Origin of the sequence: Streptomyces sp. NPDC005393, from assembly GCF_040606675.1 — a bacterium.
In the GTDB taxonomy this organism is placed as follows: domain Bacteria; phylum Actinomycetota; class Actinomycetes; order Streptomycetales; family Streptomycetaceae; genus Streptomyces.
Map to the genome: position 1 here is coordinate 31,123 of NZ_JBEXFG010000032.1, position 26,036 is coordinate 57,158.

General features: G+C 72.7%; 17 protein-coding genes and 2 pseudogenes. 10 read left to right on the forward strand and 9 right to left on the reverse strand.

What is annotated here, in order from left to right; genetic code table 11:
* Positions 1-717: 717 nt before the first annotated feature.
* From ABZS71_RS24145 to ABZS71_RS24165, 5 genes are all read right to left on the reverse strand, one after another.
* On the reverse strand, positions 718-1,524 hold the full coding sequence (locus tag ABZS71_RS24145) for a hypothetical protein (protein WP_356213469.1): 807 nt from the start codon (positions 1,522-1,524) through the stop codon (positions 718-720).
* 369 nt (positions 1,525-1,893) lie between these two features.
* Positions 1,894-3,060 (reverse strand): acyl-CoA dehydrogenase family protein, encoded by a 1,167-nt coding sequence (locus ABZS71_RS24150; RefSeq protein WP_356213472.1) that lies wholly within the window; start codon positions 3,058-3,060, stop codon positions 1,894-1,896.
* Between the two features lie 3 nt (positions 3,061-3,063).
* Positions 3,064-4,026, reverse strand: coding sequence for a hydroxymethylglutaryl-CoA lyase (locus ABZS71_RS24155; RefSeq protein WP_356213475.1), 963 nt, complete (start codon positions 4,024-4,026; stop codon positions 3,064-3,066).
* Positions 4,026-6,440, reverse strand: coding sequence for a biotin carboxylase N-terminal domain-containing protein (locus ABZS71_RS24160; RefSeq protein WP_356213552.1), 2,415 nt, complete (start codon positions 6,438-6,440; stop codon positions 4,026-4,028). Before ABZS71_RS24160 ends, ABZS71_RS24155 begins: the two co-directional genes overlap by 1 nt.
* A gap of 41 nt (positions 6,441-6,481) precedes the next feature.
* Complete coding sequence (locus ABZS71_RS24165; protein WP_356213478.1) at positions 6,482-8,125, reverse strand: carboxyl transferase domain-containing protein; 1,644 nt, start codon at positions 8,123-8,125, stop codon at positions 6,482-6,484.
* Between the two features lie 95 nt (positions 8,126-8,220).
* Between ABZS71_RS24165 and ABZS71_RS24170 the strand changes: the two genes are divergently transcribed.
* The 3 genes from ABZS71_RS24170 to ABZS71_RS24180 all read left to right on the forward strand — a co-directional run bounded on the left by ABZS71_RS24170 (position 8,221) and on the right by ABZS71_RS24180 (position 11,096).
* A complete protein-coding gene (locus tag ABZS71_RS24170; protein ID WP_356213481.1) occupies positions 8,221-8,844 on the forward strand; it encodes a TetR/AcrR family transcriptional regulator in 624 nt (207 codons plus the stop codon).
* Between the two features lie 138 nt (positions 8,845-8,982).
* The gene (locus ABZS71_RS24175; protein WP_356213484.1) at positions 8,983-10,140 is read left to right on the forward strand and encodes an acyl-CoA dehydrogenase family protein; all 1,158 of its coding nucleotides are present in this window, start codon (positions 8,983-8,985) and stop codon (positions 10,138-10,140) included.
* Between the two features lie 65 nt (positions 10,141-10,205).
* The gene (locus ABZS71_RS24180; RefSeq protein ID WP_355854056.1) at positions 10,206-11,096 is read left to right on the forward strand and encodes an acyl-CoA thioesterase II; all 891 of its coding nucleotides are present in this window, start codon (positions 10,206-10,208) and stop codon (positions 11,094-11,096) included.
* A gap of 40 nt (positions 11,097-11,136) precedes the next feature.
* Here the strand turns inward: ABZS71_RS24180 and ABZS71_RS24185 are convergent, their stop codons facing one another.
* The 3 genes from ABZS71_RS24185 to ABZS71_RS24195 all read right to left on the reverse strand — a co-directional run bounded on the left by ABZS71_RS24185 (position 11,137) and on the right by ABZS71_RS24195 (position 13,723).
* Entirely contained in the window at positions 11,137-11,937 is an 801-nt protein-coding gene (locus tag ABZS71_RS24185) for a phosphatase (protein WP_356213487.1), read from the reverse strand.
* Positions 11,938-12,036: 99 nt separating this feature from the next.
* Entirely contained in the window at positions 12,037-13,422 is a 1,386-nt protein-coding gene (locus ABZS71_RS24190; protein WP_356213490.1) for a DEAD/DEAH box helicase, read from the reverse strand.
* A gap of 97 nt (positions 13,423-13,519) precedes the next feature.
* Entirely contained in the window at positions 13,520-13,723 is a 204-nt protein-coding gene (locus ABZS71_RS24195; protein ID WP_010986199.1) for a cold-shock protein, read from the reverse strand.
* Between the two features lie 297 nt (positions 13,724-14,020).
* Between ABZS71_RS24195 and ABZS71_RS24200 the strand changes: the two genes are divergently transcribed.
* The 5 genes from ABZS71_RS24200 (at position 14,021) to ABZS71_RS24220 (ending at position 20,705) form a co-directional block, all read left to right on the forward strand.
* Positions 14,021-14,320, forward strand: a complete 300-nt coding sequence (locus ABZS71_RS24200) for an SCO5918 family protein (RefSeq protein WP_355854066.1) — start codon at positions 14,021-14,023, stop codon at positions 14,318-14,320.
* Between the two features lie 156 nt (positions 14,321-14,476).
* Positions 14,477-15,463 carry an agmatinase gene (gene speB / locus ABZS71_RS24205; protein ID WP_355854069.1) on the forward strand — a complete coding sequence of 329 codons (987 nt, stop codon included), beginning with the start codon at positions 14,477-14,479 and terminating at the stop codon, positions 15,461-15,463.
* Between the two features lie 195 nt (positions 15,464-15,658).
* Entirely contained in the window at positions 15,659-16,588 is a 930-nt protein-coding gene (locus tag ABZS71_RS24210) for an alpha/beta hydrolase (RefSeq protein WP_356213493.1), read from the forward strand.
* Positions 16,581-17,759: an acyltransferase gene (locus ABZS71_RS24215; protein WP_356213496.1), complete on the forward strand. Its 1,179-nt coding sequence runs from the start codon at positions 16,581-16,583 to the stop codon at positions 17,757-17,759. The genes ABZS71_RS24210 and ABZS71_RS24215 overlap by 8 nt, the downstream gene beginning before the upstream one ends.
* 204 nt (positions 17,760-17,963) lie before the next feature.
* Positions 17,964-20,705 (forward strand): discoidin domain-containing protein, encoded by a 2,742-nt coding sequence (locus ABZS71_RS24220; protein WP_356213499.1) that lies wholly within the window; start codon positions 17,964-17,966, stop codon positions 20,703-20,705.
* On the opposite strand, the pseudogene map reads toward ABZS71_RS24220, so the two are convergent.
* Positions 20,668-21,273 (reverse strand): annotated as a pseudogene (gene map, locus ABZS71_RS24225) (type I methionyl aminopeptidase); the annotation flags it as partial. The gene ABZS71_RS24220 and the pseudogene map sit on opposite strands and share 38 nt — an antisense overlap.
* On the opposite strand from map, the pseudogene ABZS71_RS24230 reads away from it, so the two are divergent.
* A pseudogene (locus ABZS71_RS24230) lies at positions 21,273-21,407 on the forward strand (transcriptional regulator); the annotation flags it as partial. The pseudogenes map and ABZS71_RS24230 sit on opposite strands and share 1 nt — an antisense overlap.
* A gap of 114 nt (positions 21,408-21,521) precedes the next feature.
* Entirely contained in the window at positions 21,522-25,958 is a 4,437-nt protein-coding gene (locus ABZS71_RS24235; RefSeq protein WP_356213502.1) for an ABC transporter ATP-binding protein, read from the forward strand.
* Positions 25,959-26,036 lie beyond the last annotated feature (78 nt).

Consider the following 26,036-nt stretch of genomic DNA (forward strand, 5'->3'; position numbering starts at 1 on the left):
GTCGTAAGGGAGCGCGCGCAGGCTGCGGGGTTCCGTTTCGGTGTGGGGTGCCCCCTGGCGAGTGAGCCGAAGGGGCGCGTCGCTGTCGTAAGGGAGCGCGCGCAGGCTGCGGGGTTCCGTTTCGGTGTGGGGTGCCCCCTGGCGAGTGAGCCGAAGGGGCGCGTCGCTGTCGTAAGGGAGAGCGCGCGCAGGCCCCGGGGTTCCGTCTCGGTGTGGGGTGCCCCCTGGCGAGTGAGCCGAAGGGGCGCGCCGCTGTCGTAAGGGAGAGCGCGCGGAGGCGCCGAGGAACGAGGGGTCGAGCACGGTCGACCGTCGACAGTGGCTTGAGCGCCCCGGAGGTGAACCGAGCCCCGAAAAAAGGGGGGCCGAGCACGGTCGACCGTCGACAGTGGCTTGAGCGCCCCGGAGGCGAACCGAGCCCCGAAAAAAGGGGGGCCGAGCACGGTCGACCGTCGACAGTGGCTTTAGCGCCCCGGAGGCGAACCGAGCCCCGAAAAAAAGGGGGGCCGAGCACGGTCGACCGTCGACAGTGGCTTTAGCGCCCCGGAGGTGAACCGAGCCCCGAGGAACGAGGGGTCGAGCACGGTCGACCGTCGGCAGGGGCTTGAGCGCCCCGGAGGTGAACCGAGCCCCGAAAAAAGGGGGGTCGAGCACGGTCGACTGTCGACAGTGGCTTTAGCGCCCCGGAGGCGAACCGAGCCCCGAAATAAGGGGGGCTCAGTTGCTGCTGATGGTGGGAACGGCCGTCGGCGCCCGGACCGGATCGAAGCTGAAGATCTGCCCCGTGTCCCCTCTGTCGCAAGGCAGCTGAAGCACCGGGGACCCGGCACGCTTCGATCCACCGGGCAGCGATACGCAGTCACCCGTGTGCATGGGCCTGATCCGGAATCCGCGGACCGGCGCCGCGACCCGCTCGATGCGGAACCGCTCGGCGGTGCCGCGGTGGCCGCAGTAGTCGTCCATCATCTGGGCGCCTCCCTCGGAGCTGCCCTTCTCCACGCCGAAACATCCATAGCCGAAGACCGGATGGAGGGACCGGATGCGGTACGTGGCGTCCTGCGAGCCCTCCAGGGCGTAGACCGGAACACTGCTCCGGCATGCGGACTGGAAGATATTGCCCCCGCCCTCGCTCGCGCGTTCGGACAGACACAAGGAGGAGACGACCGAGCGGATGCGGTAGGTGCCCGGCGGGGGAGCGGAGGGTGCGGTGGACGCCACCGCACCCGTCTCCCGCGTAGGTTGACCGCTGTCGCCGGCCTTCATCGCGACCACGAGGGATGCGCCGCCCACGGCCAACAGCGCCAGCATCGTGCCGACCAGCCGGCCACGCGGCACGCCCCGGCGCGCTCGCGGTGAGGGGTCCGGTCGCTGCGTCTCCTCGATGAGCGGGCTTTCGGAGGCGGCGGATTCCGGCTGGACATGGTCGGCGCGGATGTCCGGGGCGCGGCCGACGGCGATGTCGTTCCGGGCTTCCAGCCATTCCCCGGCCCGACGCTCCTCTCCGCACGCGCGGAGGAATGTCATCAGCGTTTCGGTGCGCGGTAAAGCGTCCTGACGTAACGCATCGGCCAGGGTGCTGCGCGCCAATACCTCTCCGCGCTCGGCCGCACGCTTCTCCAACTGCCGGTACGTCAATCCCGAACTTTCTTTGAGCTCCCGCATCAGCGCGACGAATTCCGCGGCATTGCGCGCCGAGTGCGGCTCTAATTCCCCCTGGTTCCCCATGCCCGTCATCCTGGCGGGCGTGGGGTCAGGTGACAACGCGCTTTCACGCCTCCTCCAACGGCCGGGGCCGGCGCCCGGACAAGACCCCGGACACCCCGCTGACCGGGCCGGACACCAGGGGGACGCGCGGCATCCGCCCCCTGCCCGGCTGTCCGGCCCGGCCGGGGGTCAGCTCGCGAAGCCCAGCTCCCTCGCGATCAGCATCCGCTGGACCTCGCTGGTGCCCTCGCCGATCTCAAGGATCTTGGAGTCCCGCCACATCCGGGCCACCGGGTACTCGTTCATAAAGCCGTAGCCGCCGTGGATCTGGGTCGCCTCACGGGCGTTGGTCACCGCGACCTCGGAGGAGTAGAGCTTCGCGATCGCCGCCTCCTTCTTGAAAGGCTCGCCGCGCACCAGCCGGGAGGCCGCGTCGCGCCAGGCCACGCGGGCCATATGGGCGCGCATCTCCATGTCGGCGATCTTGAACTGGATGGCCTGGTTGGCGCCGATGGGGCGGCCGAACGCCTCGCGGGTCTTCGCGTACGACACCGACTCGTCCACACAGCCCTGGGCGAGCCCGGTGGCCAGTGCGGAGATCGCGATCCGGCCCTCGTCCAGGATCCGCAGGAACTGGGCGTAACCGCGGCCCGTCTCGCCCAGCAGATTGGCCGCCGGGACCCGGCAGTCGTCGAAGGACAGCTCACGGGTGTCCGACGCGTTCCACCCGACCTTGGAGTAGGGGGCGCCGACGGTGAAGCCGGGGGTGCCGGACGGCACGATGATCGAGGAGATCTTGGGGCGGCCGTCGGCCGTGCGGTCGGTGACGGCGGTGACGGTGACCAGCGCCGTGATGTCCGTACCGGAGTTGGTGATGAAGCACTTGGTGCCGTTGATCACCCACTCGCCGGTCGCCTCGTCCAGCCGCGCCGTCGTCCGGGTGGCGCCCGCGTCCGAGCCGCCGCCCGGCTCGGTCAGGCCGAACGCGCCCAGCGTCTCCCCGGAGCACAGGCCCGGCAGCCACTGCCGCTTCTGCTCCTCCGTCCCGTAGAGGAAGATCGGCATCGCGCCGAGCGAGACCCCGGCCTCCAGGGTGATGGCCACGGAGGAGTCCACCCGGGCCAGCTCCTCAAGGGCCAGGCAGAGCGCGAAGTAGTCGCCGCCCATGCCGCCGTACTCCTCGGGGAAGGGCAGGCCGAACAGGCCCATCCGGCCCATCTCGCGGATGATCTCGTACGGGAACTCATGGTGCTCCCAGTACTCCCCGATCTTGGGGGCGACCACGTCATGCGCGAACGCCTCGACGGTGCGCCGCAGTTCCTCGTGCTCGGTGGAGAGTCGGTGGTCGATCGACATGACTCAAATCTCCTTCTGGGAGAGTGCGCGGACGGTGCGGGACGGGCTGGGTCGGCCCAGGTGCCGGGCCATCCACACGCTGGTCGCGGTGAGACGGCCGATGTCGACCCCGGTCTCGATACCGAGGCCGTCGAGCATCCACACCAGGTCTTCGGTGGCGAGATTGCCGGTGGCGCTCTTCGCGTACGGACAGCCGCCGAGGCCCCCGGCGGAGGCGTCGACGGTGGTCACGCCGTGCTGGAGCGCCGCGAGGGTGTTGGCGAGCGCCTGGCCGTAGGTGTCATGGAAGTGCACGGCGAGGCGGTCGGTGGGGATGCCCGCCTCATTGAGGGTGGCGAGCAGCTCCAGCACATGGCCGGGCGTGGCCACGCCGATGGTGTCGCCGAGGCTGATCTCGTCGCACCCCATGTCGAGGAGGCGGCGGCTGACCGAGACGGTCTGCGAGATGGGGACCGGCCCCTCCCACGGGTCGCCGAAGCACATCGACAGATAGCCGCGCACGGTCACCCCCGCCTCGCGGGCCTTGGCGACAACCGGCTCGAACATCTCGAGCGCCTCGTCCACCGTCCGGTTGAGGTTGGCCTTGGCGAAGGACTCCGTCGCGCTGCCGAAGACGGCGATCTCGCGCGCCCCGAGCGCGAGCGCACGGTCGAGCCCGCGCGCGTTGGGCACCAGCACGGGCAGCCGGGCCTCCACCCCGTCGAGCAGCGGCATCAGCTCCTCGGCGTCCGCCAGTTGGGGCACCCACGTGGGGTGGACGAAGCTGGTGGCCTCGATGGTGCCGAGACCGGCCTCGGCGAGCCGCCGGATGAACTCGGCCTTGACGGCCACCGGTACGAGCGCCTTCTCGTTCTGCAGCCCGTCCCGCGGGCCCACCTCATGGATACGGACCCGGGAGGGCACCGCGGGGGCGGGAACGGTCATGGGCAGTCCGCCGGGGCCGCGGGGGCTGTCGGGCAGGGACATCACTCACCCTCCTCGGGCGTCGTCTCATGCGGGGTGACGACCGCCAGCAGCTGATCCATGGCGACCGTGCTGCCGGGGGTCACATCGAGCTCGGTGACGGTGCCGTCGTGCGGGGCGGAGATGAGGTGCTCCATCTTCATCGCCTCGACCACCACCAGGCCCTGGCCCGCGGTCACCTCGTCGCCGACGGCCGCCTTGACGACGGTGACGGTGCCGGGCATCGGCGCGGTCAGCTCCCCGGCGTGGGCGGCGGCGGCCCCGCCGCGCAGCGCCTCCTCGACCGGGTCGTGGCCGACCACGCGCCAGGCGTCGCCGTCGCGCCCCAGCCAGCGGTCGGCGCCGTGCGCGACGTACCGGAAGGGGTACGTCACCCCGCCCCAGTCGAGCACGACCCGCCCGGCCCCGCCGCCCTCGGCGACCTCGATGAGCCGCGCCCGGACGGCCGTGCGCGCCCCGCCGTCGCCGGTGTCCCCGGCGCGCGGCGCCTCACCGCCCGGGACCGGAGCCGAACCGGCGGCTGGGCCGGGCATCGCCGGGGCACAGCCGGCGGTGTCGCCCGGGTGGGACGCCGCACCCCGGCCGGGCCGGGCGCCCACGGCCGTCGAGTCCGCGCGGGTGCCGGTCGCGGCAGGCCGCACACCCGCGTCGCCGCGCGCCGCGCCGGCGGGCGCGGCGCGGGCGTCACCGGACGGTGGACGCATCGCCGTCGCGCCCGCTGCCGCCGGGGCATCGGCGTCCGGCCGCTCGATCAGGACCTCCGCGTCGTGCGCGCGGCCGCGTACCCGGACCGTCACCGGCTCGTGCCCGGGCACCCGCAGCCGGTGGACGGTCCAGGCGGGCTCGCCGCCGAGCCGCCAGCCGGTCGGCACGGAGAACGGGTCCACCCAGACGTCCGCCGCCGGGCCGCCCGGCTGGGCGCCGAGGCCGGAGCCGCCGGGCCGCGGGCGCGCGCCGAGCCCGCCACCGCGCCTCCCCATGGGCTCCAGCGCCGCCTGGCGCAGGAGCGCCGCCGCCGCGTACACCTCGGCCGGTATCACCGACGGGACCAGCGACGCCGCGGCGCGGTCGACCAGGCCCGTGTCCAGGTCGCCCGAGGCGACGTCAGGGTGGGCGGCCAGCCGGCGCAGGAAGCCCGTGTTGGTGTCCACACCGAGCACGCTCAGCGAGCCGAGGGCGGCGCGCAGCCGGCGCAGGGCCGTGGGGCGGTCGGGGCCATGGGCGATGACCTTGGCGAGCATCGGGTCGTACACCGTGCCGACCTCCGTGCCCGCGCTCAGCCCGGAGTCGACCCGCACCCCCTCGCCCTCCGGCTCGTCCAGCGCCAGCACGGTGCCCGCCGAGGGCAGGAAGTCCACCCGGCCGTCGGCCGCCGCGCGGGCGGTCTCCGCGCAGATACGGGCCTCCACCGCATGGCCGCTGAAGCCGATGTCGCCCTGCGCGTACGGCAGGGGCTCGCCGGCGGCGACCCGCAGCTGCCACTCCACCAGGTCAAGACCGGTGATCAGCTCCGTGACCGGATGCTCGACCTGCAGGCGGGTGTTCATCTCCATGAAGCAGTACGCGGACGGGTCGGCGCCCGGCACGATGAACTCCACCGTGCCCGCGCCCATATATCCGCATGACCGCGCCGCCTGCACCGCGGCCTCGCCCATCACGGCCCGGACGGCGTCGTCCAGCAGCGGGCTGGGCGCCTCCTCGATGATCTTCTGATGGCGGCGCTGGAGCGAGCACTCGCGCTCGCCGAGGTGGATCACCTGGCCATGGCCGTCGGCCAGCACCTGGATCTCGATATGGCGGGGCCGGTCGATCCACCGCTCGACCAGCAGCGTGTCATCGCCGAACGCACCGCGCGCCTCACGCCGGGCGGCCGCGATCTCGTCCGCGAGCAGCGCCTCGTCCCGCACCAGCCGCATGCCCTTGCCGCCGCCGCCCGCCGAGGGCTTGAGCAGCACCGGGGTGCCGATCTCCCGGGCGGCGTCGATGAGCTGGGCGTCCGTCAGCCCGCTGCCGGAGGAGCCCGGCACCACCGGCACCCCGGCCGCCCGCACAGTCTCCTTGGCGCGGATCTTGTCGCCCATCAGCTCGATGGCGCCGGCCGGCGGGCCGATGAAGGCGAGCCCGGCGTCGGCGCAGGCGCGGGCGAAGGCCGCGTTCTCCGCGAGGAAGCCATAGCCGGGGTGGACGGCCTGGGCGCCGGTGCGCGCCGCGGCCTCCAGCAGCCGCTCGATGGACAGATAGCTCTCCGCGGCGGAGGCGGGGCCGATACGGACGGCCGTGTCCGCCTCCCGCACATGCCGGGCGTCCGCGTCGGCGTCGCTGTAGACGGCGACCGAGCGCACCCCGAGCCGCCGCAGGGTGCGGATGACGCGCACGGCGATCTCACCGCGGTTGGCCACCAGGACCGTGTCGAACATCGCGTGCGTCGTGGGCGTCGTGGGCATCGGAGGCATCTCCCTCACATCCGGAAGACGCCGTAGCCGGGCGCCGCGGGGTCCTTGTCGGGCAGTGGCGCGCTCGCGCACGCGGTGAGGGCGAGGCCGAGCACCGTACGGGTCTCCAGGGGGTCGATCACACCGTCGTCCCACAGCCGCGCCGTCGCGTAATAGGCGTTGCCCTGGGCCTCGTACTGCTCGCGGACCGGCGCCCGGAACGCCTCCTCGTCCTCGACGCTCCACTCCTCGCCGCGCGCCTCCAGCTGATCGCGCTTGACGGTCGCGAGCACGGACGCGGCCTGCTCGCCGCCCATCACCGAAATCTTGGCGTTCGGCCACATCCACAGGAAGCGCGGCGAATAGGCCCGGCCGCACATCGAGTAATTGCCCGCACCGTACGAACCGCCGACCACCACCGTCAGCTTGGGGACGCGGGTGCAGGCCACGGCGGTCACCATCTTGGCGCCGTGCTTGGCGATCCCGCCCGCCTCATAGCTGCGGCCGACCATGAAGCCCGAGATGTTCTGCAGAAAGACCAGGGGGATGCCGCGCTGATCGCACAGCTCGATGAAGTGGGCGCCCTTCTGGGCCGATTCGGAGAACAGGATGCCGTTGTTGGCGACGATGCCCACCGGATGGCCCATGATCCGCGCGAAGCCCGTGACCAGCGTCGTCCCGAACTCGGCCTTGAACTCGGCGAACCGCGAGCCGTCCACCACCCGCGCGATCACCTCCCGCACGTCGTACGGCGTGCGCGAGTCCACCGGAACCGCCCCGTAGAGCCCCGCGGGGTCGACCGCGGGCTCCTCGGAGGGCTTGACGGGCCAGGGCGGCGACCCCTGCTGGGCGGGGGACGGCGGCAGGGTGGAGACGATGGAGCGGACGATCCGCAGCGCGTGCGCGTCGTCCTCCGCGAGATGGTCGGTCACCCCCGAGACCCGGGAGTGGACCTCGCCGCCGCCCAGCTCCTCCGCCGTGACGACCTCTCCGGTGGCCGCTTTCACCAGCGGCGGCCCGCCCAGGAAGATCGTGCCCTGCCCGCGCACGATCACGGCCTCGTCGCTCATCGCCGGGACATACGCCCCGCCCGCCGTGCAGGACCCGAGCACCGCCGCGACCTGCGGAATCCCGGCACCCGACATCCGGGCCTGGTTGTAGAAGATCCGCCCGAAGTGGTCGCGGTCCGGGAAGACCTCGTCCTGCATGGGCAGGAAGGCGCCGCCGGAGTCGACCAGATAGACGCACGGCAGCCGGTTCTCCAGCGCGACCTCCTGGGCGCGCAGATGCTTCTTCACCGTCATCGGGTAGTACGTGCCGCCCTTGACCGTGGCGTCATTGGCGACCACGACCACCTCACGGCCCGCGACCCGCCCGATCCCGGCGATCACCCCCGCCGCCGGGGCCTGGCCCTCGTACATCCCGTCGGCCGCGAGCGGCGCCAGCTCCAGGAAGGGCGAGCCCGGGTCCAGCAGGGTGTCCACCCGGTCGCGCGGCAGCAGCTTGCCGCGCGCGGTGTGCCGCGCCCGCGCCTTCTCACCGCCGCCCAGCCGCGCCGCGGCGAGCTTCTCGCGCAGCCGCGCGGCCAGCTCGCGGTGCGCGACCTCATTCGCCTTCCAGGCGTCGGACGCCGGATCGGCGCCGCTGCGCAGCGCCGGTGCCTGCTCCATGGCTACGAGCCCCCTCGCTCGACGGGAGGTTAATAAGCGTTAACCCACTACGGCCAGGTTAACGACCACTAACGCCGCTGTCTAGAATTGATTTCATGAGCACGCATGCCCCGGCGCCGACCCGCCGTGAACAGATCCTCAAGGAGGCCGCCCGCCTCTTCGCCGAGCGTGGCTTCCACGGTGTCGGTGTCGACGAGATAGGCGCGGCGGTCGGCATCAGCGGCCCCGGCCTCTACCGCCACTTCCCCGGCAAGGAGGCGATGCTGGCCGAGCTGCTCGTCGGCATCAGCGGCCGGCTGCTGACCGGCGGCAAGCAGCGCGCCGCCGGGGAGGATGGCGCCCGGCGCGGCCCCGCCGAGGTGCTGGACTCGCTGATCGAGGGCCATATCGACTTCGCCCTGGACGACCGCCCGCTGATCATCCTCCATGACCGTGAGCTCGACCGGCTCCGCGACTCCGACCGCAAGCTGGTGCGCTCGCTCCAGCGGCAGTACGTGGAGCTGTGGGTCGAGGTCGTGCGGAAGGTCTATCCGGGGCTCTCCGAGGCCGAGGTCCGCGCCTCGGTCCACGCCGTCTTCGGGCTGCTCAACTCCACGCCCCACCTCGGCCGCCCCGGCGCCCTCCCGGGGCGTGCGGCCACCGCCGCCCTGCTGCACCGCCTCGCGCTCGGCGCCTTCGACGCCGCCCAGGGTCCGGACGGCGCTGGACAGCCCCGGTGACTCGCGGGTAGCTTTCGCTGAGCAAACGCTTAGGCGGGCACTGTCAAGCGGGTACCGCCAAGCCATTCATTGAGGAACCAGGACGGCGATCGGCCGGGTCCGCGAGAGCGGCGGCTTAGCCGCAAGGAGGGGTTGGCGATGCGTCGCACGGTGTTCAACGAGGACCACGAGGCGTTCCGGGAGACCATCCGCGACTTCATCGCGGCCGAGGTCGTGCCGTACTACGACGAGTGGCGGGAGGCCGGCCAGGCCCCGCGCGACTTCTACAAGAAACTCGGTGAGCTGGGCGTCTTCGGGATCGAGGTCCCCGAGGAGTACGGCGGCGCGGGCGAGACCAGCTTCAAGTTCAACGCGGTCATCACCGAGGAGTGCGCCCGGGCGGGCGTGAGCTTCGGTGGCAGCAGCGTGCACACCGCGCTCTGCCTCCCCTACCTCCTCAAGTACGCCAATGAGGAGCAGAAGCGGCGCTGGCTGCCCTCGTTCGTCTCGGGCGACCTGATGACCGCCATCGCCATGACCGAGCCGGGCACCGGCTCCGACCTGGCGGGCATGAAGACCACCGCCAAGCTCTCCGAGGACGGCACCCACTACGTCCTCAACGGCGCCAAGACCTTCATCACCGGCGGTGTGCTCGCCGACCGGGTGCTGGTCTGCGCCCGTACCGCCCCCGCCACCCCCGAGGACCGTCGCGGCGGCATATCCATCCTCGTCGTGGACACCAGGAGCGAGGGTTACGCGGTCGGCCGCAAGCTGGAGAAGCTGGGGCTGAAGACCTCCGACACCGCCGAGCTCTCCTTCACCGACGTCAAGGTGCCGGTGGAGGACCTGCTGGGCGAGGAGGGCAAGGCGTTCGGCTATCTCGCCCACAATCTGCCGCAGGAGCGGCTCGGCATCGCCGTCGGCGCGTACGCCCAGGCCGCCGCGGCCGTCGAGTTCGCCAAGAGCTACGTCCAGGACCGCACCGTCTTCGGGAAGTCGGTGGCGTCCTTCCAGAACACCAAGTTCGTGCTGGCCGACTGCAAGTCCGAGGTGGACGCGATGCAGGCCGTCGTGGACCGGGCGCTGGACGCGCATGACGCCGGGGAGCTGACCGCCGCCGACGCCGCCTCCGCGAAGCTCTTCACCACCGAGCGCGCCGCCGTCGTCATCGACAAGTGCCTTCAGCTGCACGGCGGATACGGCTACATGATGGAGTACCCGATCGCCCGGCTGTTCGCGGACACCCGGGTCAGCCGTATCTACGGCGGCACCAGCGAGGTCATGCGGTCGATCGTCGCGAAGTCGATGGGCCTGTGATGGTCATCGCGACCACGTCCGTCGGCAATAGCGCCGCAATACAGGTCTGCAAGACTGCTTGAACCATGAATGACGCACTTCAGAGCCTGCTCGATCTGCTCGACCTCGAACAGATCGAGCAGGACATCTTCCGCGGCACCAGCGACGCCGCACCCCTCGTACCGCGGGTCTTCGGCGGCCAGGTCGCCGCTCAGGCCCTGGTCGCCGCGGGCCGTACCGTCCCCGACGACCGCTCCGCGCACTCGCTGCACGCGTACTTCCTGCGGCCCGGCGACCCCGGGGCGCCCATCGTCTACACGGTGGACCGGATCCGCGACGGCTTCTCCTTCACCACCCGCCGGGTGGTGGCCGTCCAGCACGGGCAGCCGATCTTCCATCTCTCGGCCTCCTTCCAGCTGTCCGAGGAGGGCCTTGAGCACCAGGAGCCGATGCCGGACGTGCCCGATCCGCTCTCCCTGCCCACCGCCGAGGAGCTACTGCCCCGCTACGAGCACCTCTTCATCGGCCCCGGGGTGACCGAGCGGATGCTCACGGCGCGTGAGGCCGTCGATCTGCGGTACGTGGACGAGCCGCCCTACGGCAGCGTCGGGCAGCCGCGTGAGCCGAAGTCGAAGGTTTGGTTCCGGACCAACGGCAAACTGGACGGCGCCGCCGACCACCCCCTGCTCCACGTCTGCCTGGCGACCTATGTCTCCGACATGACGCTGCTGGACTCGGTGCTCCTCGCCCATGGCCGTGGCGGCTGGACGGTCGGCGACATCGTCGGCGCCAGCCTCGACCACGCCATGTGGTTCCACCGGCCGTTCCGGGTGGACGACTGGCTGCTGTACGACCAGGAGAGCCCCTCCGCCTCCGGAGGCCGCGGGCTCGCCAAGGGCCGTATCTTCACCGCCGACGGGCGGCTGGCCGTCTCCGTGATCCAAGAGGGCGTCATGCGGGTGCCGCGCAAGAAGTGAGCGCGGCGGGCGGGGCGGTCCGGCCCGGGGACGGCACGTGTCAGAACTGGGCCGTCAGCCCCGCCGCGTCCAGCAGATAGGCCGTCATCGGGGCGTAGAACCTCGGGTTGGTGACATGGTCGTCCAGTGGGACCACCACCGACAGCGTCCCCTCGGCCTCGCCGAGGAAGAGCGCCGGGTCATTGCAGTCCGCGTAGCCGACCGCGTCGATGCCCCGCTCTCCCGCGCACCCCGCCCAGCCGTGGTCGGCGACCACCAGATCGGGCAGCGGCCGCCCCTCGTGGGCCAGCCCGTCCAGGATCGCCGCCATGGGGGCGGGGGAGTGGGTGTGCCACAGGGTCGCGCCCCTCTCCAGCATCGCCACATCGCAGAACTGGAAGACATACCCCTCGTCCGCCTGCAGCCCGCCCGGGATCTCCACGATCTCGCACCCCGCCACGCGCAGCGCGGCCGCCGTGGCCCGGTGCACCTCCAGCAGTCCGCCCGGATGCCCGGTGGCGAACAGCACCCGCTCCTCGGCCTCCGCCGCCTTCCGTAGTACGGCCGCCATCCGGTCCAGCGCGCCGATCGTCAGCTCCGGGTCGATCGTGTCCTGCCCGGAGCGGTGCTCCGGGTCGTCGACCACTCCGCACCGCTCCGCCATGACCGCCAGCACATCCTGCTCATCGGTCCAGCGGTCGCCCAGCTCCAGGCCGAGCCAGTAGTGGCGGTCGCCGTTCGCGAGCTTGCGGTAGTGGGAGAGGTTGTTGTCCCGAGGGGTGGCGACGTCGCCCGCGATCCGCGTACGGACGAGATGGTCGATCAGTTCGGCACGGCTGGGCACGGTATTGGGTATGGGCATGGGGCCCATTGTCTCCCCTGCGTCGCGGAATGGGGGCATCCCCCGCCGGTCGGGCATGACACGATCATGACCAATTCCGGGGGCGCGCCCGGGCACCTGCTAGCGCCCGGGCCGGCGGCTCCGGGCGGGGCGGCGGGCGGCCCCGCCGCCGCGGCGCGCCTGCTGGGGCGCGGGCGCGCTGATGGTCACGGGGACACCGGACGGATCCCGGGCGCCGGTGATCCGGGCGAGCTCGGCGTCATCGGGGTGGACCCGGGCGGTCTGCGGGGTGATGCCCGCGTCGGCCATCAGCCGCACCATCGCACGGCGCTGGTCCGGGGTGACCAGCGTGACGACGCTGCCGGATCCGCCCGCCCGGGCGGTTCGGCCACCACGGTGCAGGTAGTCCTTGTGGTCCGCGGGCGGATCGACGTTGACGACCAGGTCCAGATCGTCGACATGGATGCCCCGGGCGGCGACGTTCGTGGCCACCAGCGCGGTGACATGGCCGGTCTTGAAGTGGTCCAGGGTCCGGGTGCGCTGCGGCTGGGACTTGCCGCCGTGCAGCGCCGCCGCCCTCACGCCGCTGGTCAGCAGATGCCGGGTCAGCCGGTCGACGGCGCGCTTGGTGTCCAGGAACAGGATGACGCGGCCGTCCCGGGCGGCGACCCGGGTGACGACGGAGCGCTTGTCGGTGTCCGCGATGTGCAGCACATGGTGCTCCATCGTGGTGATGGTGCCGGCGGACGGGTCGACCGAGTGCAGGGCCGGGTCGTCGAGGAACTGGCGCACCAGCAGGCCGATGTTGTGGTCGAGGGTCGCGGAGAACAGCATGCGCTGGCCGTCGGCGGGGACCTGCCGCAGCAGCCGGGTCACCTGGGGAAGGAAGCCCATGTCGGCCATCTGGTCGGCCTCGTCGAGGACGGTGGTGCGTACCTGGTCCAGCCGGCAGTCGCCGCGTTCGATCAGGTCGTGGAGGCGCCCGGGGGTCGCGATGATCACCTCGACGCCGCCGCGCAGGGCGTCGGCCTGGCGGTTGACCGACACTCCGCCGACCACGGTGGCCGGCCGCAGCCGCAGCCGCCGGGCATACGGGGTGAGCGCCTCGGTGACCTGCTGGGCCAGTTCCCGGGTGGGGACCAGCACCAGCGCGAGGGGGCGGCGGGGTTCGGCGCGCTGCCCGGCGGTGCGGGCCAGCAGGGCGAGGCCGAAGGCCAGGGTCTTGCCGGAGCCGGTCCGGCCGCGGCCCAGGACGTCCCGCCCGGCGAGGGCGCTCGGGAGGGTGGCCGCCTGGATCGGGAAGGGCACGGTGACGCCCTGCTGGGCCAGCTCGGCGGCCAGCTCGTCCGGCATGTCCAGTTCGGCGAAGGAGGTGACGGCGGGCAGCACCGGGGTGGTGCCGGACGGCAGGGCGAACTCGTGTGCGCCGGCGGAGCGAGGGCGGCCACCAACGGCGGAACGGGAGTGCGTGGGTTTACCGCGGGACGAACGGGCGGAGCGGCTCAATGCGGTGCCTTCTGATGGGCGCGGTCTTCAGAAGCGGACACAAGCCGGGGCCCGCACCCCTTGAGGTGCAGGCCCCGGCTCGTGATATGCGCCGCGATCAGGCGGGAACGATGTTCTCCGCCTGCGGGCCCTTCTGGCCCTGGGTGACGTCGAAGGTCACCTTCTGGCCTTCCTGCAGCTCACGGAAGCCCTGGGTGGCGATGTTCGAGTAGTGGGCGAAGACGTCGGCGCCGCCGCCGTCCTGCTCGATGAAGCCGAAGCCCTTTTCCGCGTTGAACCACTTCACGGTGCCAGTAGCCATGTCTTTCTCCTTTAAAATAGGGGCAGAGCCGGAATTCGCATAGAACGAATCCCGTGTCGCCGCAATGACCCCATCCGGAAATGACCGGCAGAAACAAAAAATGCGCCTGACGCTACATACCGTCAGGCGCACACAAAGTTCATGGGTACCAAAACTGCAACTGACTCGAACTCTATCACGCGGGGCGTCGGAACGGGGGGAACCAGGCGGACGTGTTTTCCCGTCGCGCTGTCGCTTCCCGCCGCGAGGTGTGGCACGCTGGCGATTCCGGCTCCCTTCTCTCCCCGTTGAGGCACTATGCGCTGCATCATCGCCAATTTCGCCTTCGATCTGACCGCGCGCGAGGTGACGGAGGCGATGAGCGGCATCAGTCCTGAGCCGATCACCGGCCCGTCGGTCCAGATCGGCCGCCGCACCTACCCCGTCAAGCAGGTCGGGGCGGTGATCACTCGACAGGACCGCCGCGACTTCACAGCGGGCGAGGTGACCCGGGCCATGACGCGCCTCGGCTTCACCTGCCACCCGGCACCCGTCCCCACGGTCCTCAACCCCGTCGAGACCGCCTCCGAGCTCCTGGGGAAGCCGACGGACGGCTGACGCACGCGGGGGCGCCTGTGGGCGCGTCTCGCGGAAGAGAGTGCCGGGTGTGGCGGCGGGCATCGCGGGGACATGGACGATGTGTCCAAATACCCGGCCTCGGGGACTCGGGATCGTACATGTGGTTGATCGCCGGGACTGCCTACGCTCGGCCCCATGACCACAGCACCCCACCACCCCTCCGCCGCCCCCGTCGGCCCTGTCGACTCCTCCCGCATCCCGCGCTTCGCCGGCCCGGCGACCTTCGCGCGGCTGCCGCGCGTCGACGAGGTCGGCGGCCGTGCGGACGTCGCCGTGGTCGGCGTGCCGTTCGACACCGGCGTCTCCTACCGCCCCGGCGCGCGCTTCGGCGGCAACGCCATCCGTGAGGCGTCCCGGCTGCTGCGCCCGTACAATCCGGCCCAGGACGCCTCCCCCTTCGCCCTCGCGCAGGTCGCCGACGCCGGTGACATCGCCGCCAACCCCTTCAACATCAACGAGGCCGTCGAGACCATCCAGGCCGCCGCCGACGAGCTCCTCGACACCGGTGCCAGGCTGATGACCCTCGGTGGCGACCACACCATCGCCCTGCCGCTGCTGCGCTCCGTGGCCCGGAAGCACGGCCCGGTCGCCCTGCTCCACTTCGACGCCCACCTGGACACCTGGGACACCTACTTCGGCGCCGAGTACACCCATGGCACGCCCTTCCGGCGCGCGGTCGAGGAGGGCATCCTCGACACCGCCGCGCTCTCGCATGTCGGTACCCGGGGTCCGCTGTACGGAAAGAAGGACCTGGACGACGACGAGAAGATGGGCTTCGGCATCGTCACCTCCGCCGATGTGATGCGGCGCGGTGTGGACGAGGTGACCGACCAGCTCCGTCAGCGCATCGGCGACCGGCCGCTCTACATCTCCATCGACATCGACGTCCTCGACCCGGCCCACGCCCCCGGCACCGGCACCCCCGAGGCGGGCGGCCTGACCTCGCGCGAGCTGCTGGAGATCGTGCGCGGGCTGGCCTCCTGCCATCTGGTCTCCGCCGATCTGGTCGAGGTCGCCCCGGCCTACGACCACGCGGAGATCACCTCCGTGGCCGCCTCCCACACGGCGTACGAGCTCACGACGATCATGGCTCGCCAGATCGCGGCCTCGCGGGGCGCCTGACCTCGCCCGCCCTCGCCTGACCCGGGCCGGTCACCGTCCGCGCGACGGGGGCCGGCCCTTACGGGTCCCGCGCCCCCTACCCGTAGTACCTCAGAGCTACGGAAAGGTGCCCTCTCCAGGGGGACGCCGCCTACACGGGGTGATTCATAGCTTCCGTACCGCACGCATGACCTCCGGTACGGAAGGACCTCCGCCATGGCGTCCCGCCCACGCGGCAGCAGCAGCCGCCTTCGTCGCACCCTGCTCGCCGCGCTCGTCCCCGCGTCGGTGGCCGCGCCGGTATCGGCGGCGGCCCGCCCCGGGGCGGTGCCCGCGCCGGTTCCGGCGCCGCTGAAACCGGTGTCGGCCGCGACCCCCGCCGCCCTCGACGTGCGCTACGCGGCCGTCCGCGACGGCGTCCGGGCGGCCGAGCGGACGGCCGCCGCGCACGGCGCCCGCGGGCGGGCCGCCGTGCTGCGGGCCATGGCGCGGCCGGGGCGGCACTTCCTCTCCTTCGACGGACGCGACGGCGGGCGCACCGTCGAGGTCTTCGGCGATCCGGCCCGCGCGGGGCGGATCGCCGTGCTGGTGCCGGGCTCGGACACCGGCCTCGACACGTACGGTCGCTTACGGGCCGGGGCCATGGCGCTCCGGCGGCGGGTGGGCGGCGGGGCCGCCGTGGTCGCCCGGCTCGGGTGCGGGACGCCGGGCACCCTGAGCCCCGGGGTGCCGACGCCGGGGCGGGCCGACGGCGCGGCGCCGCGACTCCGGCGGTTCGTACGGGAGGTGAACGCGGCCAGACCCGGCGCCCGGATCTCGCCGCTCTGCCACTCCTACGGCTCCGTGGTCTGCGCCCGCGCCGACCCGGGCCTGCGGGTCGCCGACCTCGTCCTGTACGGCAGCCCCGGCGTCGGCGTGGACAGCGTCGGCAGGCTGCACACCCGGGCCACCGTCTGGGGCGCCAAGGCGCCGCACATACGGCTTCATCTGCCGTTCACTACGGTCGGGTTCGGGGCCGACCCGGTGTCGAAGGGGTTCGGCGCCCGGGTCTTCGACGCGGGGTCCGGCGGCCACAGCGACTATCTGAAGCCCGGTTCGGCCGCCCTCACGAACCTCGCCCGGATCGTGGCGGGCCGTGATGCGTGACCTGATCCGGCGGATCGACTCCGCCACCCCGCCCGACCGGGACCGTGCCGTCGACGCCCTGCGGGCCGTCGCCATCCTCGGCGTGGTGCTCGGCCACTGGCTGGTGACCGCCCTGGTCGTCGACAGCGGCACCCTGCGCTGCGCCAGCCCGCTGCGACACCTGCCCCAACTGACCCCGGTCTCCTGGGCGTTCCAGACCCTCGCCGTCTTCTTCCTGGTCGGCGGGCAGACGGGCGCCAGGAGTTACGCCTGCGCCCGCGCCCGGTCCACCTCCTACCGGCGGTGGCTCGGCGCCCGGATGGCGCGGCTGTTCCGGCCGGTCGCCGCCGTGGTGGTGGTGTGGACGGTGGCGGCGGGCGCGATGCTCACCTCGGGGGTGGGCCTGGTGACCGTCCACACGCTGCTCAAGCTGGTCCTGTCGCCGCTGTGGTTTCTGCTGGTCTTCGCGGCGCTGACGGCGGCGACCCCGCTCGTAACGGGGCTGCACCCGCTGTGGCCGCTCACCGTCGTCCTGTACGTCGACCTGTGCCGGTTCGGCTTCGACGGCCCGTCCTGGCTCGGCTGGATCAATGTGGCGGCGGGCTGGCTCGTCCCGTACTGCCTGGGCGCCGCCCGGGCCCGCGGTGGTCTGCGGGGCCGCACCACCGGGTGGGTGCTGCTGGCCGGGGGCGGTGCCGTCACCGCGTTCCTCGTCCTCTTCGCGGGCTATCCGGCGTCCATGGTCGGGGTGCCCGGCGCCGGGATCTCCAACCTCAACCCGCCGACCCTGGCCGCCGTCACCTTCGGTCTCGCCCAGTGCGGGGCGGCCCTGCTGCTGCTCGGCCCACTGCGGCGGGTGCTCGTGCGGCCCGCCGTCTGGGCGGCGGTGGCGCTGGTCAACCTCTCCGCGATGACCGTCTTCCTGTGGCACCAGACCGCGATGATGGCGGTCACCGCCACCGGCCTGTTCGCGGGCCGGGCCCTGCCGGGTCTGCACACCGTGCCCGACGGACCCGGCTGGGTGCTCGCCCGGCTGGCCTGGCTGCCGGTGTTCGCGGCGGCGCTGCTGGTGTGCCGGGCGGCGTTCCGTACGTACGAGGAAGGGCGGCCGCCGCGCACGGGCAGCCGGATCGTGCGCGAGGGGCGTTCCGCCCGGGAGGAGGAGGTGCGGCGTGCCCGGGGGACGATCTGACGGCGAGCCCGGCGCGGTCCATAAGGCGCCCTCCAGGCTGAGGCCCAGCCGGGCGACGTACCGCCAGGGCGAGGCCTCGCCCGGTGCGACGATCACCTCACCACTTGTGTTCATGTATTGAAGACATGGTGGGGGTCATTGACCTCCTGTGTTCACCTCTTTATGGTCACTGCGACCGTCACCGGCGAACCACGACGGAGAACAATGACGTACTCCCCCCGGCTGTCCCGCCCTGCCCGGCTGATCGCTCCGCTCCTCGTGTGCGGGCTGATCGCCGCGGTGCCCCCGGCGTCCACCGCTCCCGATTCCGACGCCTCCGCGGCAGCCGAGCGCGGTGGGGGGTGTACGCGCGGCCCCGCCGACGGCTGGGCGCTGTCCTCCACGCGTATCGATCCGAAGGACAGCTACCACGCGTATGTGGGCAACGGCTATCTCGGCCAGCGTGTCCCGCCCAACGGAACCGGGTACGCCGCGGCCGGCGACAAGACCGGGTGGCCGCTGTTCACACCGCGCTATGACGGCTCGTTCGTCTCCGGCCTGTACGCCCACAACGCGAAGACCACGGAGAACCGGCAGGTCGCCGCGGCCCTGCCGACCTGGTCCACGCTGAACGTGGCCACCGGGGGCAAGGGTGCGCAGACCTTCGGGTCCGGGACGCCCGCCGGGCGGATCTCGCACTACCGGCAGACGGTCTTCATGCGCTGCGGTCTCGTCCGTACGTCCCTCACCTGGACGGCGTCCGACGGGCGCGCCACCGATCTGACCTATGACGTCCTCGCCGACCGCGACGACGCGCACGTGGGCGCCGTACGGCTGCGGATGACCCCGCACTGGCGCGGCGACGCGACCGTCACCGATCTCCTCGACGGACGCGGCGCGCGGCGGATGGCACAGACCGGCGGTGGCGCCCATAAGGGCGGCACGGTCGATGTCGCCTTCCGTACGGACGGCACGAAGACGGAGGGGGCCGTCGCGTCCACGCTGCGGTCAGGGAAGGGCGTCCAGGGCGCCACCCGGCGGAAGGCGGGCGCCGCACGTGAGCTGAGCGCGCGTCAGGCCCTGCGCTTTCCCGTCCGCGCCGGCCGCTCCTACGAGGTCAGCAAGTACGTCGGCGTCGACACCGCCCTGACCTCCCGTGCCCCGCGCGCCGCCGCCCTCGCCGCCTCCCGGCGCGCGGCGGACCGCGGCTGGGACACACTGTTCGCCGCGCACAGCGCCGCCTGGCGCGCGCTGTGGCGCTCGGACATCGAGGTGCGCGGGGCCCGGCAGCGCGACCTCCAGGCATGGGTGCGCTCCGCGCAGTACGGGCTGCTGTCCGCCACCCGCGCCGGCTCCCGTAACAGCATCTCCCCGACCGGGCTGACCAGCGACAACTACGCGGGGCTCGTCTTCTGGGACGCCGAGACCTGGATGTACCCCGGGCTGCTCGCCGGCCACCCCGAGCTCGCCAGGTCCATCGTCGAGTACCGCTACAAGACGCGCGCGGGCGCCCGCGCGAACGCCCGCAAGCTGGGCTACCCGGGCCTGTTCTACCCCTGGACCAGCGCGAGCCGGGGCGGGCTGTGGACCGAGTGCCACAGCTGGGATCCGCCGCACTGCCGCACCCAGAACCACCTCCAGAGCGATATCGCGCTCGCGGCCTGGCAGTACTACCAGGCGACGGGGGACACCGGCTGGCTGCGCGGGCGTGGCTGGCCGGTACTCAAGGGGATCGCCGAGTTCTGGGCCGGGCGCGCCACCCGCAACGCCGACGGCAGCTACTCGATCAAGAATGTCGCCGGGCCGGACGAGTACAGCAACGGCGTCGACGACGGGGTCTTCACCAACGCCGGAGCGGCCACCGCCCTGCGTAACGCCGCCCGCGCCGCCCGCGTCCTCGGCCATCCGGCGCCCGCCGCGTGGACCCGGATCGCGGACAAGCTGCGGATTCCGTACGACAAGAAGAAGCAGGTCTTCCAGCAGTACGACGGCTACAAGGGTTCGATGATCAAGCAGGCGGACACGGTGCTGCTCATGTACCCGCTGGAGTGGCCGATGTCGGGGCAGGCGGCCGCCAAGACCCTCGACTATTACGCCGCCCGCACCGATCCCGACGGCCCGGCCATGACGGACTCGGTGCACGCCATCGACGCCGCGTCCCTCGGTGAGCCCGGCTGCTCCTCGTACACCTATCTCATGCGCTCCATCAAGCCGTTCGTCCGTGGTCCCTTCGACCATTTCTCGGAAGCACGGGGCCAGAAGGCGGGTGCACAGGACCCCTTGTCCGGCTCCCCGGCGCAGGACTTCCTCACCGGCAAGGGTGGCTTTCTGCAGGTCTTCACCCATGGGCTGACGGGGATGCGGATGGGTGAGGACGGTGTACGGCTCAACCCCACGCTGCCGCCGCAGCTCCACGACGGCGTCACCCTGCGGGGTCTGCGCTGGCAGGGCCGTACCTATGAGGTGGCGATCGGACCGCACGAGACGGCCGTAAGGCTGACCGCCGGCAAGCCGTTCGGAATCGAGACTCCGCAGGGCGGAAAGCAGATCGTGAGCAAGGGCGCGCCGGCCCTCCTCAAGACCCGCCGCCCCGACCTCGAGCCGACCGACAACCTCGCCCGCTGCAGGACGGCGACCGCGAGCACCCAGGAGCCCGGCATGTACGCGGGGGCCGCCCTGGACGGCAACACGGCCACCGCCTGGGTCCCCGACGCGGCGAGGGGCACGCTCACCGCCGACCTCGGCCGGGCGGCGCGCATCGCGAAGGTGACCCCGCGGTGGACCACCACCCGCCCCGCCTCGTACGCGGTGCGGACCTCGCTCGACGGACGGCACTGGCGCGACGGGGCGAGCGGCCCGGCCCGCTTCGTACGCGTCACGCTCCGGTCGGCGGACGACAAGAAGCGCGCGGGTATCGAGGAGCTGGAGGTTACGGCGCCGTCAGCACCTTCGGACCCTCGTCCGTAATCGCCACGGTGTGCTCGCTGTGGGCGGCGCGACTGCCGTCCGCCGTCCGCAGCGTCCAGCCGTCGGCGTCCGTCGTGTAGGCGTCCCGGCCGCCCGCCAGGAACATCGGCTCGATGGCCAGCACCAGCCCGTGCCGGAGCGGATAGCCCCGGCCGGGCCGCCCCTCGTTGGGCACCGGCGGGTCCTCGTGCATCCGGCGGCCGATGCCATGGCCGCCGAAGTCCGCGGGGATGCCGTAGCCCGCGGCGCGTCCGACCGCCCCGACGGCGTGCGAGATATCGCCGATCCGGGCCCCGGCGACGGCCGCCGCGATGCCCGCCTCCAGCGCCCGCCGGGTCGCCTCGATCAGCCGTAGATCGGCGGGGCGCGGGGTGCCGACCGTGAAGCTGACGGCGGCGTCGCCGGTCCAGCCGTCGACGGTCGCGCCGCAGTCGACGCTCAGCAGATCGCCGTCGCGCAGCCGGTAGCCGTCCGGGATGCCGTGGACGATGGCGTCGTTGACCGAGGCGCAGATGACCGCGGGAAAGGGGGTGGGGGCGAACTGCGGCCGGTAGCCGAGGAACGGGGACCGGCCGGGCCCCGACCCCCGCCTTCTTCACCATCGCGGCGCTGGCCACCACCCTCGGCCTGCGGCTGGACGACATCGCGGCGCGCTGCGCCGCCGTCACCGCCCCACCGGAGGAGGACAGCGCGGCCGCCTGATCCACGTCCCCGTGCCGCCCCCGGTTTGTTGCGGCAGGATGAAATCCGCACACCAGTGTGTTGGTGCCTTCCGGCAGCAGAAGCGGATCGGGAGGGTTACGGGTGGCGGGCGACATGGCGGGCGACATACAGGACACGGACCAGGGCTGGGCGCGGCGGCTGACCCGCTACTGCTGGCGGTACCGCCGCGATGTGCTGCTCGCCCTCGGCGCCTCGCTCGCCGGGATGGCCGTCATGGCACTCGTCCCGCTCGTACCGAAGCTGATCATCGACGATGTGATCGTCAAGCACGACAGATCGCTCGCGCCCTGGGCAGGGCTGCTGATCGTCGCCGCGCTCGTCGTCTACGCCCTCACCTTCGTCCGCCGTTTCTACGGCGGACGGCTCGCGCTCGACGTCCAGCACGATCTGCGCAACGAGATGTTCGCGTCGATCTCCCGCTTCGACGGAAGGCGGCAGGACGAGCTGTCCACCGGCCAGATCGTCGGCCGGGCGACCAGCGACCTCCAACTGATCCAGGGCCTGCTCTTCATGGTGCCGATGATGATCGGCAATCTCCTGCTCTTCCTGATCTCGCTCGTGGTGATGGCGGTGCTGTCGCCACTGCTCACCGTGGTCGCCCTCGCCGTCGCCCCGGCCCTGTGGATCATCGCCTCGCGCAGCCGCGTCCGGTTGTTCCCCGCCACCTGGTACGCCCAGGGGCAGGCCGCCGCCGTCGCCGGCGTCGTGGACGGGGCCGTCACCGGGGTCCGGGTGGTCAAGGGGTTCGGGCAGGAGGCGCAGGAGACCGGCAAGCTCCGCCAGGTCGGCCGCCGCCTCTTCGCCGCCCGGCTGCGCACCGTACGGCTGAACTCCCGCTACACCCCCGCCCTCCAGGCCGTACCCGCCCTCGGCCAGGTCGCCATGCTGGCCCTCGGCGGCTGGATGGCCACCCGCGGCCAGATCACGCTCGGCACGTTCGTCGCCTTCTCGACGTATCTGGCCCAGCTCGTCGGCCCGGTCCGGATGCTCACCATGATGCTGACCGTCGGCCAGCAGGCGCGGGCCGGCGTCGAGCGCGTCTTCGAGCTCATCGACACCGAGCCCGCCATCGAGGAGCGCGCCGACGCCCATGACCTGCCGGCGGATGTGCCCGCGGCGGTCGAGTTCCACCGGGTCACCTTCGGCTACGACCCCGGGCGCCCGGTCCTGTCCGAGGTATCGCTGCGCATCGAGCCGGGCGAGACGCTGGCCGTCGTCGGCGCCTCCGGAAGCGGCAAGTCGACGCTGTCGATGCTGCTGCCGCGGTTCTACGACGTGTCCTCGGGGGCGGTGCGGATCGGCGGCCACGATGTGCGCGAGCTGACGTACGCGTCGCTGCGCGGGGCCATCGGTCTGGTGCCCGAGGACAGCTTCCTCTTCTCCGACACCGTGCGCGCCAACCTCGCGTACGGGCTGCCGGACGCGACCGAGGAGCGCATCCGGGCCGCCGCCCGCGCCGCCCAGGCCGACGGCTTCATCACCGCGCTGCCGGACGGCTACGACACCGAGGTCGGCGAGCAGGGGCTCACCCTCTCCGGCGGCCAGCGCCAGCGCCTGGCCCTGGCCCGCGCGATCCTCACCGACCCGCGGCTGCTCGTCCTCGACGACGCCACGTCGGCGGTGGACGCGCGCGTCGAGCACGAGATCCACGAAGCCCTGCGGGGCGTCATGGCCGGGCGTACGACCCTGCTGATCGCCCACCGCCTCTCCACCCTCGCCCTCGCCGACCGCATCGCGGTCCTGGACCGCGGCCGGCTGATCGACGTCGGCACGGACGCGGAGCTGCGGGAGCGGTGCGAGCTGTACCGGCGGCTGCTGACCGACCCGGACGAGCTGAGCGGCATCACCCGCGACCCGGCCGGGCGCCTCGCCGGCGGGGCGACCCGTGAAGGCGCCGCGGCCCTCGGCGGCGCGCCCGCCGCCGAGGGCCTGCCGCCGGCGGGCGGCACCCGCGCGGTGCCGGCCCCGGACCTGACCGGTCCGACGGCGGAGGCGCGGGTGCGGCCGCACGGCGGCGACGACCCGGAGCACGCCCGGGCGGCGGGTCTCGCCGGGGCCTTCGGCGGCGAGGCCGCGGCCACGGGTCTCGCCGAGCCGCGCCTCGATGACGAGGTGTCCGCGAACGGCGACGGCGCGCCGGCCGGTGCGGATGCGGCGGCGCCGGACCGGAGCGGGCACCGTGGGCACCCGTCGCGGGCCGGGGCCGCGGCCGGTGGGCCGGACCCGGCCGCCCTGACGGCGGCGGCGCGGGCCCGGCGGCATGGCGCCGACGACCCCGCGCACACCGCCGCGGCGGACCCCATCAGCCGGGGGGATCGGGACATGGCGGCCCTCGCCGAGCCGCGTTTCGGCGAGGAGCCGTCCTCGAACGGTGACCACGCGGGAACGGACGCGGGCCCGGACCCGGCCGGCCTGACGGCGGCGGCGCGGGCCCGGCGGCATGGCGCCGACGACCCCGCGCACGTCACGGCGGAGGCGGGCGGCGGTGACCGCACCGTGGCCGCCGCCGCGGGCGCCGCGGCGCACCCTGTGCGTGGCCGCGTCCTGGACCGGGCGGGCCGGGTGCACGACCGGACCGTGGACGGCGTGACGCCCGAGTTGTGGGTGCGGCGCGACGGTGACGACCGTAAGGCGGACACGGCGGCCGGCGCGGGCGCCGCCCCGGTGGCCGGTCCCGGGATCGCCGGGGCGCTGGCCGGGATGCCCGCCACCCCCGATCTGCTCGCCAAGGTGGCGGCCCTGCCGCCCGCCACCGACACCCCTGATGTGGACGAGGAGCGGGCCGCGCGGTCCGAGGAGGCGTACGGGTTGCGGCAGTTGCTGCGCGGCTTCGGGGCGCCGCTCGTGGTCGCCCTGGTGCTCGTGTCCATCGACGCGATCGCCGGGCTGCTGCTGCCCGTGCTCATTCGGCACGGCATCGACCAGGGCGTCCAGCGGCTCGCGCTCGGGGCGGTGTGGTCCGCGGCCGGGCTTGCGCTGTGCGTCGTGGGCGTGCAGTGGGTGGCCCAGATCGGCGAGACGCGGCTGACCGGGCGGACCGGTGAGCGGGTGCTGTACGCGCTGCGCGTGAAGATCTTCGCGCAGCTCCAGCGGCTCGGGCTCGACTATTACGAGCGCGAGTTGACCGGCAAGATCATGACGCGGATGACCACCGATGTCGACGCGCTGTCGACGTTCCTCCAGACCGGTCTGGTCACCGCCGTCGTCAGCCTGCTGACCTTCTTCGGGATCCTGGTGGCGCTGCTGGTCATCGATGTCCAGCTGGCGCTGGTGGTCTTCCTCACCCTGCCCCCGCTCGTCATCGGCACGTTCTTCTTCCGGCGCAGGAGCGTCAAGGCGTACGAGCTGGCGCGCGAGCGCGTGAGCGTCGTCAACGCGGATCTGCAGGAGAGCGTGGCGGGGCTGCGGATCGTGCAGGCGTTCCGGCGCGAGCGGTCCGGCCGGGAGCGGTTCGCGGCGCGCAGCGACGCGTACCGCCAGGCGCGGGTGCGCGGCCAGTGGCTGATCTCGGTGTACTTCCCCTTCGTCCAGCTGCTGTCGTCCACCGCCGCCGCGCTGGTGCTGATCGTCGGCGCCGGGCGGGTCGGGGACGGCACGCTGAGCGCGGGTGCGCTGGTCGCCTATCTCCTCTACATCGACCTGTTCTTCGCGCCCGTCCAGCAGCTCTCGCAGGTCTTCGACGGCTATCAGCAGGCCACGGTGTCGCTCGGCCGCATCCAGGAGCTGCTGCGGGAGCCGACCACCACTCCGGTCGCGGCCGCGCCGCGCGAGGTGCGAGAGGTGCGCGGTGAGGTCACGTTCGAGGATGTGCACTTCCGGTACGGGGACGGCGAGGAGGCGCTGACCGGGGTGGACCTCACGATCCCGGCCGGGCAGACGGTGGCGTTCGTCGGTGAGACGGGCGCGGGCAAGTCCACGCTCGTCAAGCTGGTCGCCCGGTTCTACGACGCCACCGCGGGCGCGGTGCGCGTGGACGGTACGGATCTGCGGGAGCTCGACCTCACCGCGTACCGCAACCGCCTCGGCGTCGTCCCGCAGGAGCCGTATCTCTTCCCCGGCACCGTGCGCGACGCGATCGCCTACGGACGCCCCGGCGCGAGCGACGCCGAGGTGGAGGCGGCCGCGCGGGCCGTCGGCGCCCATGCCATGGTGGCCTCGCTCGACGGCGGCTATCTGCACCCGGTCTCCGAGCGCGGGCGCAATCTGTCCGCCGGGCAGCGGCAGTTGATCGCCCTCGCGCGCGCCGAGCTCGTGAACCCGGACATCCTGCTGCTCGACGAGGCCACTGCCGCGCTCGACCTGGCCACCGAGGCCCTGGTCAGCCAGGCCACGGACCGTCTGGCGGGCCGTCGCACCACGCTGGTCGTCGCGCATCGGCTGACCACCGCCGCCCGCGCGGACCGGGTGGTGGTCCTGGACCACGGTCGGGTCGTCGAGGACGGCACCCATGAGGAACTGGTGGCGCGCGACGGACGGTACGCCGGACTGTGGCGCACCTTCACGGGTGAGGCGGCGCCCGTCGGCGCGTAGCGAACCCGCGTCGCCGCGTGGGCGAAGGCACGGGTAAAGGCAGGGGCGAAGGCGCGGGCAGGCCGGCCGGTGGCTATA

Bases quoted from the DNA above. Each gene is read 5' to 3' on its own strand.
- ABZS71_RS24145 (WP_356213469.1), bottom strand. From the start codon at position 1,524: ATGACATTCCTCCGCGCGTGCGGAGAGGAGCGTCGGGCCGGGGAATGG.
- ABZS71_RS24150 (WP_356213472.1), bottom strand. From the start codon at position 3,060: ATGTCGATCGACCACCGACTCTCCACCGAGCACGAGGAACTGCGGCGC.
- ABZS71_RS24155 (WP_356213475.1), bottom strand. From the start codon at position 4,026: ATGTCCCTGCCCGACAGCCCCCGCGGCCCCGGCGGACTGCCCATGACC.
- ABZS71_RS24160 (WP_356213552.1), bottom strand. From the start codon at position 6,440: ATGTTCGACACGGTCCTGGTGGCCAACCGCGGTGAGATCGCCGTGCGC.
- ABZS71_RS24165 (WP_356213478.1), bottom strand. From the start codon at position 8,125: ATGGAGCAGGCACCGGCGCTGCGCAGCGGCGCCGATCCGGCGTCCGAC.
- ABZS71_RS24170 (WP_356213481.1), top strand. From the start codon at position 8,221: ATGAGCACGCATGCCCCGGCGCCGACCCGCCGTGAACAGATCCTCAAG.
- ABZS71_RS24175 (WP_356213484.1), top strand. From the start codon at position 8,983: ATGCGTCGCACGGTGTTCAACGAGGACCACGAGGCGTTCCGGGAGACC.
- ABZS71_RS24180 (WP_355854056.1), top strand. From the start codon at position 10,206: ATGAATGACGCACTTCAGAGCCTGCTCGATCTGCTCGACCTCGAACAG.
- ABZS71_RS24185 (WP_356213487.1), bottom strand. From the start codon at position 11,937: ATGCCCATACCCAATACCGTGCCCAGCCGTGCCGAACTGATCGACCAT.
- ABZS71_RS24195 (WP_010986199.1), bottom strand. From the start codon at position 13,723: ATGGCTACTGGCACCGTGAAGTGGTTCAACGCGGAAAAGGGCTTCGGC.
- ABZS71_RS24200 (WP_355854066.1), top strand. From the start codon at position 14,021: ATGCGCTGCATCATCGCCAATTTCGCCTTCGATCTGACCGCGCGCGAG.
- speB (WP_355854069.1), top strand. From the start codon at position 14,477: ATGACCACAGCACCCCACCACCCCTCCGCCGCCCCCGTCGGCCCTGTC.
- ABZS71_RS24210 (WP_356213493.1), top strand. From the start codon at position 15,659: ATGGCGTCCCGCCCACGCGGCAGCAGCAGCCGCCTTCGTCGCACCCTG.
- ABZS71_RS24215 (WP_356213496.1), top strand. From the start codon at position 16,581: ATGCGTGACCTGATCCGGCGGATCGACTCCGCCACCCCGCCCGACCGG.
- ABZS71_RS24220 (WP_356213499.1), top strand. From the start codon at position 17,964: ATGACGTACTCCCCCCGGCTGTCCCGCCCTGCCCGGCTGATCGCTCCG.
- ABZS71_RS24235 (WP_356213502.1), top strand. From the start codon at position 21,522: ATGGCGGGCGACATACAGGACACGGACCAGGGCTGGGCGCGGCGGCTG.